Annotated in this window: 19 protein-coding genes; 8 read left to right on the plus strand and 11 right to left on the minus strand. The window is 27.8% G+C overall.

Going from position 1 to position 15,732, the window contains the following annotated elements; all coding sequences use genetic code 11:
• Nucleotides 1–671: cache domain-containing protein (locus AVBRAN12647_RS06135; protein WP_336614850.1), on the minus strand; the 671-nt coding region annotated here is incomplete at its 3' end.
• Nucleotides 672–838: 167 nt separating this feature from the next.
• Nucleotides 839–1,426 carry an NAD(P)H-dependent oxidoreductase gene (locus tag AVBRAN12647_RS06140; RefSeq protein WP_336614851.1) on the minus strand — a complete coding sequence of 196 codons (588 nt, stop codon included), beginning with the start codon at nucleotides 1,424–1,426 and terminating at the stop codon, nucleotides 839–841.
• A gap of 97 nt (nucleotides 1,427–1,523) precedes the next feature.
• On the opposite strand from AVBRAN12647_RS06140, the gene AVBRAN12647_RS06145 reads away from it, so the two are divergent.
• Entirely contained in the window at nucleotides 1,524–1,844 is a 321-nt protein-coding gene (locus tag AVBRAN12647_RS06145; protein WP_214119912.1) for a winged helix-turn-helix transcriptional regulator, read from the plus strand.
• Nucleotide 1,845: 1 nt separating this feature from the next.
• Here AVBRAN12647_RS06145 and AVBRAN12647_RS06150 read toward each other — a convergent pair whose 3' ends face one another.
• On the minus strand, nucleotides 1,846–2,442 hold the full coding sequence (locus tag AVBRAN12647_RS06150; RefSeq protein ID WP_214118152.1) for a shikimate kinase: 597 nt from the start codon (nucleotides 2,440–2,442) through the stop codon (nucleotides 1,846–1,848).
• Complete coding sequence (locus AVBRAN12647_RS06155) at nucleotides 2,439–3,773, minus strand: class II 3-deoxy-7-phosphoheptulonate synthase (RefSeq protein WP_214119911.1); 1,335 nt, start codon at nucleotides 3,771–3,773, stop codon at nucleotides 2,439–2,441. The genes AVBRAN12647_RS06150 and AVBRAN12647_RS06155 overlap by 4 nt, the downstream gene beginning before the upstream one ends.
• Nucleotides 3,774–3,845: 72 nt before the next feature.
• Here AVBRAN12647_RS06155 and rarD point away from each other — a divergent pair, with 72 nt between their 5' ends.
• The 7 genes from rarD to recG are packed head-to-tail and all read left to right on the plus strand — an operon-like array spanning nucleotide 3,846 to nucleotide 10,527.
• Nucleotides 3,846–4,709: an EamA family transporter RarD gene (gene rarD, locus AVBRAN12647_RS06160; RefSeq protein ID WP_336614852.1), complete on the plus strand. Its 864-nt coding sequence runs from the start codon at nucleotides 3,846–3,848 to the stop codon at nucleotides 4,707–4,709.
• Complete coding sequence (locus tag AVBRAN12647_RS06165; protein WP_214118147.1) at nucleotides 4,706–5,149, plus strand: hypothetical protein; 444 nt, start codon at nucleotides 4,706–4,708, stop codon at nucleotides 5,147–5,149. Before rarD ends, AVBRAN12647_RS06165 begins: the two co-directional genes overlap by 4 nt.
• A gap of 1 nt (nucleotide 5,150) precedes the next feature.
• Complete coding sequence (locus AVBRAN12647_RS06170; RefSeq protein WP_214118144.1) at nucleotides 5,151–5,633, plus strand: hypothetical protein; 483 nt, start codon at nucleotides 5,151–5,153, stop codon at nucleotides 5,631–5,633.
• Nucleotide 5,634: 1 nt separating this feature from the next.
• Nucleotides 5,635–6,450 (plus strand): fumarylacetoacetate hydrolase family protein, encoded by an 816-nt coding sequence (locus AVBRAN12647_RS06175; RefSeq protein ID WP_336614853.1) that lies wholly within the window; start codon nucleotides 5,635–5,637, stop codon nucleotides 6,448–6,450.
• A 7-nt stretch (nucleotides 6,451–6,457) separates the two neighbouring features.
• Nucleotides 6,458–7,612: a dehypoxanthine futalosine cyclase gene (locus tag AVBRAN12647_RS06180; protein WP_336614854.1), complete on the plus strand. Its 1,155-nt coding sequence runs from the start codon at nucleotides 6,458–6,460 to the stop codon at nucleotides 7,610–7,612.
• On the plus strand, nucleotides 7,605–8,735 hold the full coding sequence (locus tag AVBRAN12647_RS06185; RefSeq protein WP_336614855.1) for a M16 family metallopeptidase: 1,131 nt from the start codon (nucleotides 7,605–7,607) through the stop codon (nucleotides 8,733–8,735). The genes AVBRAN12647_RS06180 and AVBRAN12647_RS06185 overlap by 8 nt, the downstream gene beginning before the upstream one ends.
• Nucleotides 8,728–10,527 (plus strand): ATP-dependent DNA helicase RecG, encoded by a 1,800-nt coding sequence (gene recG / locus AVBRAN12647_RS06190; RefSeq protein WP_214119906.1) that lies wholly within the window; start codon nucleotides 8,728–8,730, stop codon nucleotides 10,525–10,527. Before AVBRAN12647_RS06185 ends, recG begins: the two co-directional genes overlap by 8 nt.
• On the opposite strand, the gene thrB is transcribed toward recG, so the two are convergent.
• Genes thrB through AVBRAN12647_RS06225 form a run of 7 tightly spaced genes read right to left on the minus strand, consistent with a single transcriptional unit; the run spans nucleotide 10,524 to nucleotide 15,664 of the window.
• A complete protein-coding gene (thrB, locus tag AVBRAN12647_RS06195) occupies nucleotides 10,524–11,414 on the minus strand; it encodes a homoserine kinase (RefSeq protein WP_442862232.1) in 891 nt (296 codons plus the stop codon). The two genes, recG and thrB, sit on opposite strands and share 4 nt — an antisense overlap.
• 8 nt (nucleotides 11,415–11,422) lie before the next feature.
• On the minus strand, nucleotides 11,423–11,839 hold the full coding sequence (locus AVBRAN12647_RS06200; RefSeq protein WP_336614856.1) for a tRNA threonylcarbamoyladenosine biosynthesis protein TsaB: 417 nt from the start codon (nucleotides 11,837–11,839) through the stop codon (nucleotides 11,423–11,425).
• Nucleotides 11,840–11,847: 8 nt separating this feature from the next.
• Entirely contained in the window at nucleotides 11,848–12,741 is an 894-nt protein-coding gene (lpxC, locus tag AVBRAN12647_RS06205; protein ID WP_336614857.1) for a UDP-3-O-acyl-N-acetylglucosamine deacetylase, read from the minus strand.
• Between the two features lie 9 nt (nucleotides 12,742–12,750).
• Nucleotides 12,751–14,127, minus strand: a complete 1,377-nt coding sequence (locus AVBRAN12647_RS06210) for a M23 family metallopeptidase (protein ID WP_214118130.1) — start codon at nucleotides 14,125–14,127, stop codon at nucleotides 12,751–12,753.
• A gap of 9 nt (nucleotides 14,128–14,136) precedes the next feature.
• Complete coding sequence (locus AVBRAN12647_RS06215; protein WP_214118128.1) at nucleotides 14,137–14,934, minus strand: hypothetical protein; 798 nt, start codon at nucleotides 14,932–14,934, stop codon at nucleotides 14,137–14,139.
• Nucleotides 14,934–15,236 carry a flagellar motor switch protein FliN gene (gene fliN, locus AVBRAN12647_RS06220; protein WP_214118125.1) on the minus strand — a complete coding sequence of 101 codons (303 nt, stop codon included), beginning with the start codon at nucleotides 15,234–15,236 and terminating at the stop codon, nucleotides 14,934–14,936. Before fliN ends, AVBRAN12647_RS06215 begins: the two co-directional genes overlap by 1 nt.
• A complete protein-coding gene (locus AVBRAN12647_RS06225) occupies nucleotides 15,236–15,664 on the minus strand; it encodes a chemotaxis protein CheX (protein WP_214118123.1) in 429 nt (142 codons plus the stop codon). Before AVBRAN12647_RS06225 ends, fliN begins: the two co-directional genes overlap by 1 nt.
• Nucleotides 15,665–15,732: the final 68 nt, after the last annotated feature.

Consider the following 15,732-nt stretch of genomic DNA (forward strand, 5'->3'; position numbering starts at 1 on the left):
GATAAGCTTACAATCGCAATTATTATAAGTGCAGTAGTAATTATAAAAGTAATCATATTATTATAGCTTTGTTCTTCTGTATCTTTTGATACTTTTTCTATTGAAGTTTTGCTAATTGTCTCCCAAGATAACCAAGTCATAAAATAAAGACCGCTTGCTTTATCTTTGCTAGTGTATGATAATTTTTCCATTACTTTATTTGTATTTGCGTCTTCATAAAAATATCTAACATAACCATCGTTATTATCAGCACTCTTAATCATTTCTTGGACGAATTTCATACCTTTAGCGTCGTTTTCGTTATATTTATTAGTATTAATCCAAGATGATGATGGATGATAATATATATTTCCATCTTTATCAAATACGGTGTAATAACTATTTGCTCTACCAAATCTTACTTTTGATAAATATTCTTGTAATTCAGCCTTAAAATTATTTAAAGTGCCATCGTTTTTATGCTTTTCATAAATAGCACCAGAATACCTTAAAACGCTTTCCACTAGGGCTTTAACCTGTTGTTTTTTAGCGGTTAAGATTTCATCTTCTACCGTATGTTTTGTGTAATTTACAGAGTAGTTATCATAGTATTTATGAAGTGATACTAAAACTATAGAATTAATTAAAATTCCAATGAATGAAAACAATGCAATTTTGGTTGATAGTTTCATAGTTTTTCCTTGTTTGTTGATTTAGATTAAGATTTTGATTATAGGTAATATGAACTTAAAAATATATAAATTATTTGTTTATAATTTAAATTATAAAATTATTAAAAATATTTAAAATAAATTTAAATTTTTTTAATTTTGGATTTAGAAAACCTAAATCCAAAATATTATTTTTTTACTATTTCATTTAAGATATGTTCTTTATAATCTTTAAAATATTTTTCTACTTGAGGGTCTTTTACTACATCATAACAAGCAAAAGTTTTAAGTGCACTCATACCTAAAAACTCGTGAGTTTTATGAAGATTTAAGCTAACTCCATCAATACCGACACCACCAAAAAATTGCTCTTTATCGGTAAATGCTTCTTCAGGTGCATTCCAAGTCCAAGATAGCATATATTTTTTATTTTGACTAAGCCCACCAGAGCCGTATTTTTTACTAGCATCACTTCTACTTCTTCCATCACTAGCACATAATTTACCAAAAGCAGCTCCAAAAACTTTTGAAAAATATTCCCATACTATCCAAGGTGCGTTCATCCAAAATCCTGGAATTTGATAAATTATAATATCAGCTCTTACATATTTTTCTACTTCAACTAATACATCATATCCATCATCAATTATGGTTTGTTCTACATTAAAACCATTTTCTATTAAAGTATCATACGCAACTTGTTGCAAACTTGCATTTAGTCTTGCACCTGCATTAGCAAAAGCCTTAGCACCATTAACTAATAAAACATTTTTCATAATTTCTCCTTGTTTAAAAATAAAATTGTATTATAATTTTTACTTTATTTTAAGTCAATACGAACAAAATTGTTAGATACTAACCAAAAGGAGAGTAATGAAAAGAAAAAATGATTATAACAAATGTGGAATTTATTATACGCTAAACCTAATTTCAGGAAAATATAAAATGAGTATTTTGTATCTTTTATCAATCAATGAGATTATAAGATACAATGAGCTTAAAAGAATGCTTGTTGGAATTTCTTTTAAGAGTTTAACAAAGGCATTAAAAGAATTAGAGCAAGATGATTTAATAATACGCACCGAATATCCGCAAATCCCACCTAAGGTTGAATATAGTCTAAGCAATAAAGGAAAATCATTAATACCAATTCTTAATATGATGTGTAAATGGGGAAGCAATAATAAGAGCTAAGTTAATTAGCTCTTATTGGGTTTAATTTAAACTTATCAGTTTTTATAGGTTTAATTTTACGATTTATTTTTCTATTTAGGCTAGGTTTTATAAAGGCTTTTCTAACATCATTTGTGATATTAGTGCCTAAGAAAAATTCTAAAATCTTAGCAAGTTCTCTTGCTTTTAGATTTAAAATATTTACTTTTATATCACAAGCGTTATTATAAAGTGGCATTCTTTTATCATAAAGCAATTTCGCCTTTTCATCAAATAATGGGCGTTTAGTATCGTTTTTAAGCCTTGTTGCGATTTTGTAAAAACTAAGGTCTAAAAACACTACAAAACCTAATTTTCTTAAATCTTGTAAATTAGCAAAACCACCGCCGCAAGAGATGATTAAATCACTTTTTGTGGCTAATTCATCTCTTAATTCTTTTTCTAAATTCCTAAAATATTCTTCTCCATAACGCTCAAAAATCTCTTTAATCTCAAGCCCAGTTCTTTGTTTTATTATGCTATCAGTATCTACTACTTCTTTTTTAATAATCTTACTAAGCCTTCTTGCAGTTGTGCTTTTACCACAGCCCATAAAACCGATTAAAACAATGTTTTTCATTTTTGCTTCATTAATTCAGCTATTAAAAATGCAAGTTCTAATGCTTGGTCTGCATTTAATCTAGGATCGCATTGGGTCTCATAGCGTCTTGCTAAATCGCTTTCGCTAACTCCTACGCTTCCGCCTAAACATTCGGTTACATTTTGTCCTGTCATTTCAAAATGAACCCCACCAGGAATTATATTATTAGCTCTTGCAATATGCCAGAAATTTTTAACTTCATCTAAAATATCATCAAATTTTCTAGTCTTATAGCCATTTACGCTTTGAGTATTGCCGTGCATTGGGTCTATGCTATAGATTATATTTCTTTGTTCTTTGCTTAATTCTTTAAAGATATTTTCAAGATTTTTAATCTTACTAGCACCCATTCTAATGATTATATTTAATCTTCCTGCTTCATCTTGTGGATTTAGCTTATCAGCTAAGGCTAATATATCACTAGCACTAGCACTAGGTCCTATTTTAACACCTATTGGATTTTTAACTCCGCTTAAAAAATGCACATGAGCATCATCAAGCCCACGAGTTCTCTCGCCAATCCATAGCATATGAGCTGAACAATCATAATAAGCTCCACTTAAGCTATCTATTCTAGTAAGTGCTTCTTCGTAAGGTAAAAGCAAGGCTTCGTGGCTTGTGTAGATTTTTGTTTCGTGCAATCTAGCATCATTTAAGCTAGTTATTCCACAAGCCTTAAAAAAATCAAGTGCTTCTGTTAATCTTTGAGTTAAAAGTGCGTATTTATCATCAATATCAGCGCGTCTTACGAAACCTAAATTCCATTTATGCACTTGGGCTAAATCAGCTAATCCACCTACGCTAAATGCACGAAGTAAATTAAGCGTAGCAGAGCTTTGCATATAAGCTTTTAGCATTTTTTTAGCTTTTGGAACTCTTGCACTTTCGCAAAACTCACAATCATTTATAATATCTCCACGATAACTTGGTAAGCTTATACCATCTTTATTCTCAAAATCAGAGCTTCTAGGCTTTGCAAATTGTCCTGCCATACGAGCAATTTTTACTACTTTTTTTGACCCACCAAATTGCAAAACTAATGCCATTTGCAAAAATAATTTAAACATATCACGGATATTATTTGCACTAAAATCATTAAAACTTTCAGCGCAATCACCACCTTGCAATAAAAACGCATCTCCTTTACAAACTGCTGCTAATTCGTTTTTTAATTCATTTGCTTCCATAGCAAATATTAAAGGTGGATACGATTTTAATTCATTTACTACATTTTCTAATTCTTCCTTGTTTTCATAGTTTGGTTGCTGAAGAGCTTTATAATTTTTATATGAATCTAGCGACCAATTCATCGTTTCTCCTTTTTTTAATTTAGTAAATTATGATTATATGAGATAAGTTTTACATTTTAAGGAAAAATTTTTATGAATTATGGATTTTTTGTAGCTTTTGTTGTTTTTGTATTTTGGGGTTTAGTGCCTATTTTTTATAAACAACTTGATACATTAGATGCCTTTGTAGTAATGTCGCATAGGATAGTTTGGTCGGTTATATTTTTAGCAATATTTTTAATAATTATAGGGCAATTTAAAAAAGCCTTACAAGAATTAAAATCTTTAAAAATGGCTTTTAATCTTTTTATTTGCGGTGCTTTAATTAGCGGAGATTGGGGGCTTTATATTTATATGATTCAAAAGAATTTGATTTTAGAAACTTCTTTAGGATATTTTTTAAGCCCATTATTTGGGATAATTTTTGCAAAAGTATTTTTAAAAGAAAATATGAGTAAATTAGGAATTATTAGTGTTAGTTTAGTGATTTTTGCGTGTTTATTTGAAGTAATTACTTTAGGAGCTTTACCTATATTATCAATTACTTTAGCGCTCTTAGTTAATTTTTATACGATTATTCGTAAAAAAGTTTATATAAGCAGCGTTTATGGGTTTTTCTTAGAAACATTATTAATCACTCCTTTTGCTTTAATATTTTTATTTTCTATCCCAACGAATTTAGCTCATTTTGATATTGATTATTTAGGAGTATTACTTGCACTTAGTGGGCTTGTAACCTTGCTACCTATGTTAGGATACAGTTATGCTACGCAAAAATTAAGCTTAACATTACTTTCATATATGCAATATATTTGCCCGATAATTTCTTTTTTAGTTGCTATTTTTTTATACAATGAGCCAATAAATCAACATAAATTAATATCATTTATTATAATTTTTATAGCAGTAGCTTTAAGTGTTTATGATAATGTGTTTAAAAAAGGAAATAAACTATGAATGAAGTTGGAATTTATGTAATAGGTATAATTTTTATAGTATTGTTTTTCGTAACTATTTTAAAAAAGGTTTTTAAAGAGCTTGATAAACACGGAGATTTTGTAAGAAAAGAAGAAAAAAATACAGCTAATTTTACTCAAGAAGAAGTTTTAAGTCTAATTCATAATGAAAACGAAAAATGTGCATTATTGTGCGATAATTTAGAAGAAATATTTAATAAATACGCAAGTTTAATGCCTGAAAATGATAAAGAAAAAGCCTTAGCTTTAGTATCTGTTTTAAATACCATAAAGACTTTACCTAGCGATGAATTAAAAGATAAATTATTAAAACTTTTACCAGAATTTGAAGAGTGCGTTCAAAAATCTTTAGGAGATGAAAAAGCTAAAGAATTTTTTGATTTAGCAGCGTTAAAATATAATGAAATTTTTAAGGATTGAAATGAAAGAATTACTAATTAATAAGCTTTTTAAATTCTCAAACGAGCCTGTAAAATTTTTAGATTTAATAGAAGCAAATAGCCTTTATAATGAAGGAATGTTAATTGACCCAGCGAAATTACATTTTAAGTTTAATTATTTTAATACTTATTTTATATATTTTATATTGTGTTTAATCGTGCTTACACCATTAACTATTGCTACTCATTTTTTATTTGAAAAAATTGACTTTCATTTTAGTTTAATTAGTGCTGTATTTGTAACTTCTGCTATTTTTATATGTTTTGATATTTTTAAGATTTATACAAGAAAAATAGCAAGCCTTAGACAAATAAAAGCAGCGTGGCAAATACATTTATCGCATTTTGAATATGAAAAATACAACGCAATTGTTGTTGAAATTTATAATAAAGCAAATGAACTTAGCATACCTAAGACAAAATTAGAGCAATATATTTTAGAAAATCTAGTAAAAAGGGGTTAGTATGAAATTGATTAGATTTATGAAAGATAATGTAGTTTATCATGGGAATTTAGGCGATAATAATAAGGTGGGTTATTTTAAAAATTATTCTTCTTATTTTGATAGATTAGAATTGATTGAAGATGCTTTTATGCTTAGCGAAGTTAAGTTATTATCTCCAATCAAATCTCCTTATCAAGATATTATATGCTTAGGAATAAATTATTTAGAACACGCAAAAGAAAGCTATAAATTTAAAGGAATTGAGTTTGATGGCAAAAGAGAAGAAGCGGTTTATTTTGCAAAAAGAGTAAATGAGTTTTCTAATCCATTTGATATTTTAGATATTAGTGGCGAAAAATTAGATTATGAATGTGAACTTGCATTTGTACTTAGAAAAGATGCTTATAAATTAGATGATACAAGTGATTTTGATGATTATATTTTAGGATATACTATTTTAAATGATGTTAGCGATAGGGCAATTCAAAACAAACATAAGCAATGGTATATGGGAAAAAGTTTAGCTAATTCTTGTCCATTTGGTAGTTTTATTAATACAGGTCTTAGTATAAAAGACGCAAGTAATTTAAAAGTAGAATGCTTTGTAAATGATGAAGTAAGACAAAGTTCTAATACAAATATGCTTATTTTTGATATTCCTTATATCTTAAAAGAATTATCAAATTACACCTGTTTAAAAGCTGGAACTATCATTAGCACAGGCACTCCAAGTGGTGTTGGAATGGGCTTTAATCCGCCTAAATTTTTAAAAAGTGGTGATAAGATTGAATGTAGAATAGAGCGTCTTGGCTCATTAATAAATTATATAAAGTAAGGACAATATGAACGCAGCATTATTAAGTAAAAAAATAAATACAAATTATAAAACTTCAGCATTTAATATCCATAAAGATTGGGAAAATCCTTATGCACCAAAAGGAATAGTCCCAAGAATTACTAAAGAACAAGCGCTTAATTTATTAAGAAATTCTGATTTAGCAACTTTAGGTCAGATTGCTTATGCAGTAAAAAACAAGCTTCATCCAAGCAAACTTACTACTTTTGTAGTAGATAGAAATATTAATTACACAAATATTTGTTTAGTTGATTGTAAATTCTGTGCTTTTTATCGTCACGCAAAGGATAGTGATAGTTATATTTTAACATACGAACAAATCGGACAAAAGATTGAAGAATTATTAGCAATTGGTGGCACTCAAATATTATTTCAAGGCGGAGTGCATCCAAAGCTTGATATTACTTGGTATGAAGATTTATTAAGATATATAAGCACAAATTATCCTAGCATTACAATTCACGGCTTTAGTGCAGTTGAGATTGAATATATTGCAAAAATTAGCAAAATTAGCACTAAAGAAGTTTTAAAAAGAATGAGTGATTGTGGGCTATTTTCTATACCTGGAGCAGGTGCGGAGATTTTAAGCGATAGAGTAAGAGATATGGTAGCACCTAGTAAATGCGATACTGCTAGTTGGTTAAGAATTCATAAAGAAGCTCATGAATTAGGCTTACTTAGTAGCGCAACTATGATGTTTGGTCATGTTGAAAGCGATGAAGAAATAATTGAACATTTAGACTATTTAAGAAATCTTCAAGATATAACAGGTGGCTTTAGAGCTTTTATTTTATGGAGTTTTCAAGGTAAAAACACTAGATTAAAGGCTGAAAATCCAAATTTAATGAATGCAAGTTCTAATAGATATTTAAGATTATTAGCAATTTCTAGAATATATTTAGATAATTTTGCAAACATTCAAAGCTCTTGGGTTACTCAAGGAAGTGCAGTAGGGCAACTTGCATTAAAATTTGGCGCAAATGACTTAGGCTCGACTATGATGGAAGAAAATGTTGTTGCAGCTGCAGGTGCAAAATATAGAATGAATGAACAGCAAATGATAGAATTAATCCGTGATTTAGGCGAAAATCCAGCTAAAAGAGATACAGCATATAATATTTTGGAATACTATAATGAATAATTTTGTGCATTTAAAAACCAATGATGATTTAGTATATATTAGTATTAGCTATCCTAATTATGGAAGGATTTTTCATAATGCTAATGCTATGGCAGCTGAGTTTTTTTACAATGAGAGTTTAGATGATGAGTTTTATATAAAACTAGAGCAAAGTGCAATCAATATTAGTGCTAGTGCTAATTATTTTGATTTTACATTTGATATAGTTTGTCTTAAAAAAGAGCTTGATAATTGCTTAAATGCTTTTAATAATATGCTTTTAAATACTGAAATTACTAATTTTGAATTAATCAAAAACAAAATCAAAAATTATTTTTTAATCCATATTCAAGATTACGATAATTTAGCAAAGATGAAATTATATGAGAATTATTTTAAAAATGATTTTAAAAATGATAAATTTGGCGATTTTGAAGCTTTAAATGAAAAAGAATTTAAAAACTATATTTTAAACCTTAAAAATCAAGCAAATAAGATAGTAATTAGTGCAAATTTAGATGATATTAGTAAGGTTAAAAAACTTTTAAACAATAAGCAAAGTTCTTATGAAAAATTAAAAACAAATGAGAGTTTTTATAAAGAAGAGAGCAAAGAAATATCACAAGCTTTTGTTAGGTTTATAAGCAGCGTAGAGATTAAAAGCATTTATGAAAGAGCTATTATAAGTCTTGCTATTTATGTTTTAGGTGGTGGATTTGGCTCAAGAATTACCGAAGAAATCAGAGTAAAAAGGGGCTTAGCTTATTCGGCTTTTGCGTTTTTAGTAGCGTTTAAGAAAAATTATCTTATTTCAGGCTATTTACAAACAAAAAATGAAAGCAAAAAAGAAGCTATAAAAATAGTTCAAGAAGAGTTCAAAAGATTAGTAGAATTTGGAATAAGTGAAGATGAGTTTAAAAAGGCTAAAGATTTTTTAGTAGGTAGTGAGATTTTAAAATACTCAACCACTCAAAATCGTCATAGCATTGCAAGTAGCGAGTGTTTTAGTGATTTAAAACAAGGCGAATTAAGAGAAATTACAAAGATAATTAAAGATTTAGAGCTTAAAACTTGTAATGATTTTTTAAAAAATCAAAAAAGTATTACCGAGCTTAGTTTTTATGTAATAGGTAATAATGAATAAGGATTTAGAAAAATTATCTTGTAAAGATATAGTTGAATTAGCTCTTTTAATGCCTAAAAAATTTGATGATTTAAGATTAAATAATGAGCCTATATTAAATGAGCTAAATTGCACAAAAGTTATAATAAAATCTAAAAAACAACTACCGGGCAAAAGGCTTAGTATAATTGCGTATTCATATAATTGGGAGTGTGAATGCACTATTACTATATTTAATCTAAGACCTTTTCATAATGCACTTTTTGCTATAAATAAAGAGCTAATTATTTATGGGAAATTAGGCGATTTTGCAGGGCTTTTGCAATTTATTAATCCAAAAATCATTAAAGATAGTGGAGAAATCACTGCTAATTATTTGATAAAAGGTGTAAGTGATAAAGAGATTTGTAAGATAAAAAATAAATATTTAACTTATGAAGCTTTAAAAGAATTTAATTTATTAGATGAGCATATAAAATTGCTATTAATTATGAAAGAAAATAGCCAAGAAGCAATGAAATTGCTTAATTCAAAAGAATTAAACGAATGCTTAAAATTTGTTGAGATTTACCATCACATAAAAAGACTTAACGAAACTTATAAAAACGATACTTTATACAAAAAAATTAAAACTTTTGATATAAACAAATGGCTAAAATCTCTACCTTTTAAGCCGACAAGCGACCAGATAAATGCGATAAATGATATTAAAAATGACCTTGAAAGTATTCATCATAAAATTAGAATAGTAATGGGAGATGTTGGTTGTGGAAAAAGCTTAGTGATTTTTGCAGCAGCGCTTATGTGCTATCCTAAAAAAGTGGTTTTAATGGCACCAACAAGCGTTTTAGCCCAACAACTTTATAATGAAGCTAAAAGACTTTTGCCAGGGTTTTTAAAGATATTGCATTTTGTATCTAGCAAGACTAAATTAATGCAAGATGAATTAAAAGAAGCAAATTTTGTAATAGGCACTCACGCACTTTTGTGGGCTAGTTTAGATGATGCTACTTTAGTTATGGTTGATGAGCAACAACGATTTGGGGCTAAGCAAAGAATGAAGCTTAAAGATTTAGCTACAAATGATAAAGAAAATCCGCATTATATAGAGTTTTCAGCTACGCCAATACCAAGGACAACTGCATTAATTCATAGTGATATTTACAGCTATTCTTTCATAAAAGAACTACCATTTAAAAAAGAAATAGAAACAAAACTAATCACAATAGCAAATAGCAATGAATTATTTAATCACATAAAAAGTGAAAATAAACAAAATCATCAAGCAATAATAGTCTATCCTTTAATAGAAGAAAGTAAAAGCTCATCTTATAAACCACTTGAGAGTGTTATTAGCTTTTATGAGAAGAATTTTGATAAAGTTTATTACACTCACGGCAAGGATAAAGAAAAGGATAATATATTATTGCAATTTGCTGAAAATGGAAATGTATTACTAAGCACTACTATCGTAGAAGTTGGAATTTCACTGCCAAGATTAAGTATAATTGTAATCGTTGCACCCGAGCGATACGGCTTATCTACACTTCATCAACTTCGTGGAAGAGTAGGAAGAAATGGGGTTAAGAGCTATTGTTATTTGCTTAGCAAGTTTGAATTTAGTGATAGATTGATTAAATTTGCTAATACCTTAGATGGATTTAAAATAGCCGAAATTGACTTAGAAAACCGAAAAAGCGGGGATTTAATAGATGGAGATGTTCAGCACGGAATTAGCTTTAAGTATTTTGATGAGGTTTTAGATAAGGATATTTTATATAAAGCTAAGGAATATTTAAATAAGCAAAATTAGCTTATTATTATTCCTTGATTATTGAAATTAAGCTCTAATACTTTCATATTAGGAAAATTATTTTCTAGTATGGTTTTTAGTTTGTTTGCATCATCTTTATAACATAGATTAAAAAAAGTTGAACCAGAACCACTTAAATTACTCATTAATGCACCATTTTTACGAGCTAATTCACGCACTTTAAATAATTCAGGAACAGCTTTCATTCTACGATTTTCGTGAAGCTTGTCAAAACTTGCAATCTTTAACATTTCATAATTTTTACTCATAAAAGCTGCAGTTGTAAGCGAGCTTCTGCTTATATTAAAGCTAGTATCAGCAAGACTTAAATGCTTAGGTAAAGCCGAACGACTAACATTTGTTGAGATTTGTTTATTTGGGATACAAACTACTGCTTTAACATCACTAGAAATATCAGTTTTTATATATTTTACATTATCCTTATCAACTACCGAACAAACAAATCCACCAAGTGCTGCAGGGCTAATATTATCAGGATGATTTTCGTATATTAAGGCGTTGTTTAATATGGTATCTTTATTAACTTCAAGTCCTGCTAGATAATAAGCACTAGCAATTGCTCCTACAATTATAGAGCTAGAACTACCTAACCCGCGACTTAAAGGAATATTGTTTATGAAATTAAAGCTAAATAAGTCTTTTTTACCAGTTAGCTTTATGTAAGTTTCATTAAAAATGGTAATAAATAAATTATGTTTTTTAAGATAAGGATTATCTTCACCTTCACCCTTAATAGATATTTTAAAAAAATTATTTCTTTTAATTATTGTTTCATTATAAAAGTCTAAAGCAAGTCCTAGACAATCAAATCCAGCACCTAAATTCGCACTAGTAGCGGGTGATTTTAAACATATTTCGTTTCTCATTTATATTCCTAAATAGCAGGTAAAAAATAATTTGGCAAATTACTTTCTAAGAATTTGAAATTATACTCATTTGGTATAAAAAACTCATCTTTAAAATTATCATTTTTAATTAATTTGATTTTATCATCAGCAAGGGTAAAATATAAGTTGTTATTAGCTTTTATTAAGTTATTCTTTGTAAATGTAAAACCACTAATTGCTTTTAATGGTATGTTTTTAACAAGGGCAATTGTGCTTAAAAATACATAAACAATTTTTAAAGACATATATGAGCCTGGTCCATTAGCGTAGGCTAATTCGCTAAAATTATATTTATTTAATAGTTCTTGCATAATTTTTGGCAAATCTTCACTGGTTTTATTTATGATTTTGATTTCTTCTTTTAACAAATGATTATCATCATATATTCCAATGAGATTTGCCATAGGCACTACTAAAAGTTTAATGTGAATGCCTTTAATAAATCTTTGTTTGTATCATCACTAAGAGTTACTAATTCATAAGAATTTGGATTGTTTAGCAATTCAATAGTTAGTTTATGATTTAAATCATGGCTACTTGCGTAAGCTTTATAGTTAGCAAAAGTTGCTTTACCTAACATATATAAATCACCAATCGCATCAAGGATTTTATGTCTTACAAATTCATTGCTAAATCTTAATCCTTCAGGATTTAATATGCCATTATCATCTAAAACAACAGCGTTTTCTAAACTACCACCTAATGCTAATCCTTTTGATTTTAAATACTCAACATCTTTTAAAAACCCAAAAGTCCTAGCACTTGCAATTTCATTTATGAAATTTTGTTTATTAGCCTTGTAAATATAGTTTTGAGTATTAATTGATGGGTGCTTAAAGTTTATAGTAAAATCATAAGTAGGAGTATTTGTAGGACTAAGACTTGCAAATTTATCTCCTTCTTGAACTTTTATTTCTTTTTTAACAACAAATATTTGTTTTTTAGCGTCAAGTTGTTTAATACCTGCTTCATCAAGCATAGCACAAAAACCAGCTGCTGAACCATCTAAAACAGGTGCTTCATTTGCATCGATACTTATTAATAAATTATCAATTCCATAAGAGCTAACAGCACTCATTAAATGCTCAATTGTAGATATATAACCATCTTTATCTCCAATTACCGTAGCCATTTGAGTGTTGATTACGCTTTTATAATTTGCTTCGTAAAATTTATTAATATCTGTTCTATGAAATACCACTCCACTATTAGCGCCTAGTGGGCTAAATTTTATCTTAATAGCACTACCTTTATGTAGTCCAATTCCAACATTTGTTACTTCTTTAGCTATTGTAGTTTGTAACATTTTTTTCCCTTATTTTTTGTTTATAACTTCTTTTGCTTTTTTGATAATTCCAAATATATTATCATTAAGCCACTTAGTATCCATCCACTCTTCTGGTCTTACCTCAACACCTTGAACCAAAACACCAAAATGTAAATGATCCCCTAATGCTAAACCACTTGTTCCTGTATTAGCTATAGTGCTTTTAGCATTAACTATATCGCCAATTTCTACATTTTTTTTAGTGCAGTGTCCATATAAAGTATAAAGACCTAAACCATGATCAATTATTAAATTTAATCCATAAATTCCATTATCTTGTGCGAAAACTATTTTACCATCATTTCCTAACACAATAGGTGCCATTTTTGTACTTGCTAAATCAAGTCCCATATGATAGCTCTCACTAATTTGATTTCCATTATATTTGTAATATCTATGGTCACCAAAATCTGCAACTTTCATACCATTTTTTAGTGGTAAAAACGCATTTAGCTTAAAATCAGTTACTAATTCATTGCTTACTACTTGTGTAACTTTATGAATTAATTTTTCATTTTCTTGTCTTAATTTCGCATTCACAAAGTCAAATATTAAAGCTCTATCGCTTAAAGAATTATCAGAATTTGCTTCATACAAATCTCTAATTTTACCATCAATGAAAGCGTCTCCTACTTCAATATGTGAAACTCTATATTTTTTATTTGAGTAATAGTATGGAATTCTTTCTTTAATTATATTATTTGCTTTATCTTTTGCAACAATTCTAGCTTCAAATTCATCTCCATCTCTTAAGTCCCAAGCAATTAAAGCTATGTAATAATCATCTTTCATAAAAGGAGCAACTTTGAAAATTCTATTATTAACTTCTATATATAAATCAGTTAGATTATCATCTTGTGCGTAAAATACAACGCTAGCAGCACCACCTTGAGTTATATTATATGAATTAGCTATTACGCTTACTTGAGGTTTTTTATTATCTACTATAACATTAATTATTTTTTCGCTTACATTTCCACCAAACCAATTCCACAAACTTTTATCATTAGCTTTAATATATATTGTGTATTTATCTAATTTTTCATTAAATTTTGGTTTTGGAAGGTCTAATTCAACATTAAATTCTTTACCATTTAAAGTTTTATTTATTAATATATTTTTTGTTTCTTCGTTATCTTTACTAAATTCAACTTTTAAATTTTTTAGTCCTAAATTATCTTCAACTTTTAAATTTATTTTATCTCTAGCATTCCAATAAATTGTATCTTCTTGGTTGTTGTCTAAAGAAATATTAGGAGCAATTCTTTCAAAAGTATTTGAAAAAGCAATAAAACTTGCCAATACAACAACTATAATTATTGAAAAAAATATTGTTATTTTTGTTTTTTTATTTCTATTTCTCATTTTAACTCCTTATATTTTACTTATTTTTTCTTTATATGAATTAAGAGCATTTTGCTTTATCATATTTTGTAATTTCTGTTTGTTTTCTTCAAAATAACTTTCAAAATTCTCTTCAGTTTGATTAGGTGCATCAAGCCAAATATTTGTATTTCCTATTATTAATTTGTATCTTGAATTTTCATAATCAATAACTATGAATTTGTTATCTTTATCAAGTTGTTTTTCGCAAATTACTACGGCTTGATTTTCATTAATATTTAAAAAACTAGCAACTTTTTGCTTAGAATTTAAATTAGATATTTTTCCTTTTTTTGCAAGTTGTCTTTTTACAAATATTAATACTAAAACCAATATTGCTAAAACACCTATCATTGAATACAATTTACTATCTATATTATTATCTTCTGCATATTTTATTTCATTATTTTGCACTTGGTTTGTGGTTTTTGGCATAACTCTAATTCTAAGTCCAAAACCATCATCTTTTGTAAGTGCAGGAATGACATTTATTTTTTCTTTTGTTTTAAATTCTAAAACCGTGCTTTCGCCTAATGGATACATTAATAATTGTTCTGCGTAAGGCATATTTAATATTTGAGAATTTCTTTCAGAAATTTTAACATTATTTAATACTACGCCTACATAATCGCTTCCACTTAATATTCTAATATCTCCATCTTTTGCGTTATATGGAGAATCAAAGCTTAGCATAACATCAATCCTATCATCTCTTTTATAAATATTATAATTTATGATATTGTTCGCAAAAAGATTTAAACTAATTAGTAGTAAGATTATTTTTTTCATCACAACTCTTTTTTAAAATATTGAATAACGGTTTTTGAGCTTAGTATTTCATTAATACGAATTGCTAAATTTCTTTCATAAACCATTACTTCGCCTTTACCAAAAATTCTATTATTTACATAAAGTTCTACACTCTCACCTGCTGGTTTTTCTAAATCAATAACAGAGCCAATTCCAAGTTCTAAAAATTCTCTAACGCTAAGTTGTGTAGTTCCTAACTCACTTATAAAATCTACGCTAACATCTAGCAATTCTTCATAAGTTGCATTTAGAATTCTAGTAGGTTGCTCTTGTGTTTGCATTATTTTTTCTTCTCTACTATACCAACGCAAAAGGTATTATTTTCTAATTTATAAAAAAACTCGTGAGTAAAGCCTAATTTAAAATCACTTACCCTTCCTAAATATTCAGGCACACTAATTGAATAATCATCATAAGCATCAGCTAATAATCTTTTTGCATAGCCTATGATTTGATTTGCTACTTCTTTGCATAAATCACAATAATCATCTTCACTCATCTTATCATCATCGCCTAATAATCTTGAAGCAAGAGCTTGTAAGCTTTCTTTTTTAAATATTAAATAACAAAATAATTCTTTTACATTATCTCCTAAACAAATACTAGCACCATAATATTCAGCTTCATCTAAAGAATTTGTGGTTTCTAATTTACTTCTTAAAATATGTTTAAAAAAATGTTTAACTGAATAATCAATTGTATCAAGCATTAATCTTTCCTTAAATAAGTTTTAATTATTATAAGAAAGAAAAGTGTAAGCTAAGTTAATTAAGATTA

It is taken from the genome of Campylobacter sp. RM12647 (genome assembly GCF_020138135.1).
In the GTDB taxonomy this organism is placed as follows: Bacteria; Campylobacterota; Campylobacteria; order Campylobacterales; family Campylobacteraceae; genus Campylobacter_E.

Bases quoted from the DNA above. Each gene is read 5' to 3' on its own strand.
- AVBRAN12647_RS06140 (WP_336614851.1), bottom strand. From the start codon at position 1,426: ATGAAAAATGTTTTATTAGTTAATGGTGCTAAGGCTTTTGCTAATGCA.
- AVBRAN12647_RS06145 (WP_214119912.1), top strand. From the start codon at position 1,524: ATGAAAAGAAAAAATGATTATAACAAATGTGGAATTTATTATACGCTA.
- AVBRAN12647_RS06150 (WP_214118152.1), bottom strand. From the start codon at position 2,442: ATGAAAAACATTGTTTTAATCGGTTTTATGGGCTGTGGTAAAAGCACA.
- AVBRAN12647_RS06155 (WP_214119911.1), bottom strand. From the start codon at position 3,773: ATGAATTGGTCGCTAGATTCATATAAAAATTATAAAGCTCTTCAGCAA.
- rarD (WP_336614852.1), top strand. From the start codon at position 3,846: ATGAATTATGGATTTTTTGTAGCTTTTGTTGTTTTTGTATTTTGGGGT.
- AVBRAN12647_RS06165 (WP_214118147.1), top strand. From the start codon at position 4,706: ATGAATGAAGTTGGAATTTATGTAATAGGTATAATTTTTATAGTATTG.
- AVBRAN12647_RS06170 (WP_214118144.1), top strand. From the start codon at position 5,151: ATGAAAGAATTACTAATTAATAAGCTTTTTAAATTCTCAAACGAGCCT.
- AVBRAN12647_RS06175 (WP_336614853.1), top strand. From the start codon at position 5,635: ATGAAATTGATTAGATTTATGAAAGATAATGTAGTTTATCATGGGAAT.
- AVBRAN12647_RS06180 (WP_336614854.1), top strand. From the start codon at position 6,458: ATGAACGCAGCATTATTAAGTAAAAAAATAAATACAAATTATAAAACT.
- AVBRAN12647_RS06185 (WP_336614855.1), top strand. From the start codon at position 7,605: ATGAATAATTTTGTGCATTTAAAAACCAATGATGATTTAGTATATATT.
- recG (WP_214119906.1), top strand. From the start codon at position 8,728: ATGAATAAGGATTTAGAAAAATTATCTTGTAAAGATATAGTTGAATTA.
- thrB (WP_442862232.1), bottom strand. From the start codon at position 11,414: ATGAGAAACGAAATATGTTTAAAATCACCCGCTACTAGTGCGAATTTA.
- AVBRAN12647_RS06200 (WP_336614856.1), bottom strand. From the start codon at position 11,839: ATGGCAAATCTCATTGGAATATATGATGATAATCATTTGTTAAAAGAA.
- lpxC (WP_336614857.1), bottom strand. From the start codon at position 12,741: ATGTTACAAACTACAATAGCTAAAGAAGTAACAAATGTTGGAATTGGA.
- AVBRAN12647_RS06210 (WP_214118130.1), bottom strand. From the start codon at position 14,127: ATGAGAAATAGAAATAAAAAAACAAAAATAACAATATTTTTTTCAATA.
- AVBRAN12647_RS06215 (WP_214118128.1), bottom strand. From the start codon at position 14,934: ATGAAAAAAATAATCTTACTACTAATTAGTTTAAATCTTTTTGCGAAC.
- fliN (WP_214118125.1), bottom strand. From the start codon at position 15,236: ATGCAAACACAAGAGCAACCTACTAGAATTCTAAATGCAACTTATGAA.
- AVBRAN12647_RS06225 (WP_214118123.1), bottom strand. From the start codon at position 15,664: ATGCTTGATACAATTGATTATTCAGTTAAACATTTTTTTAAACATATT.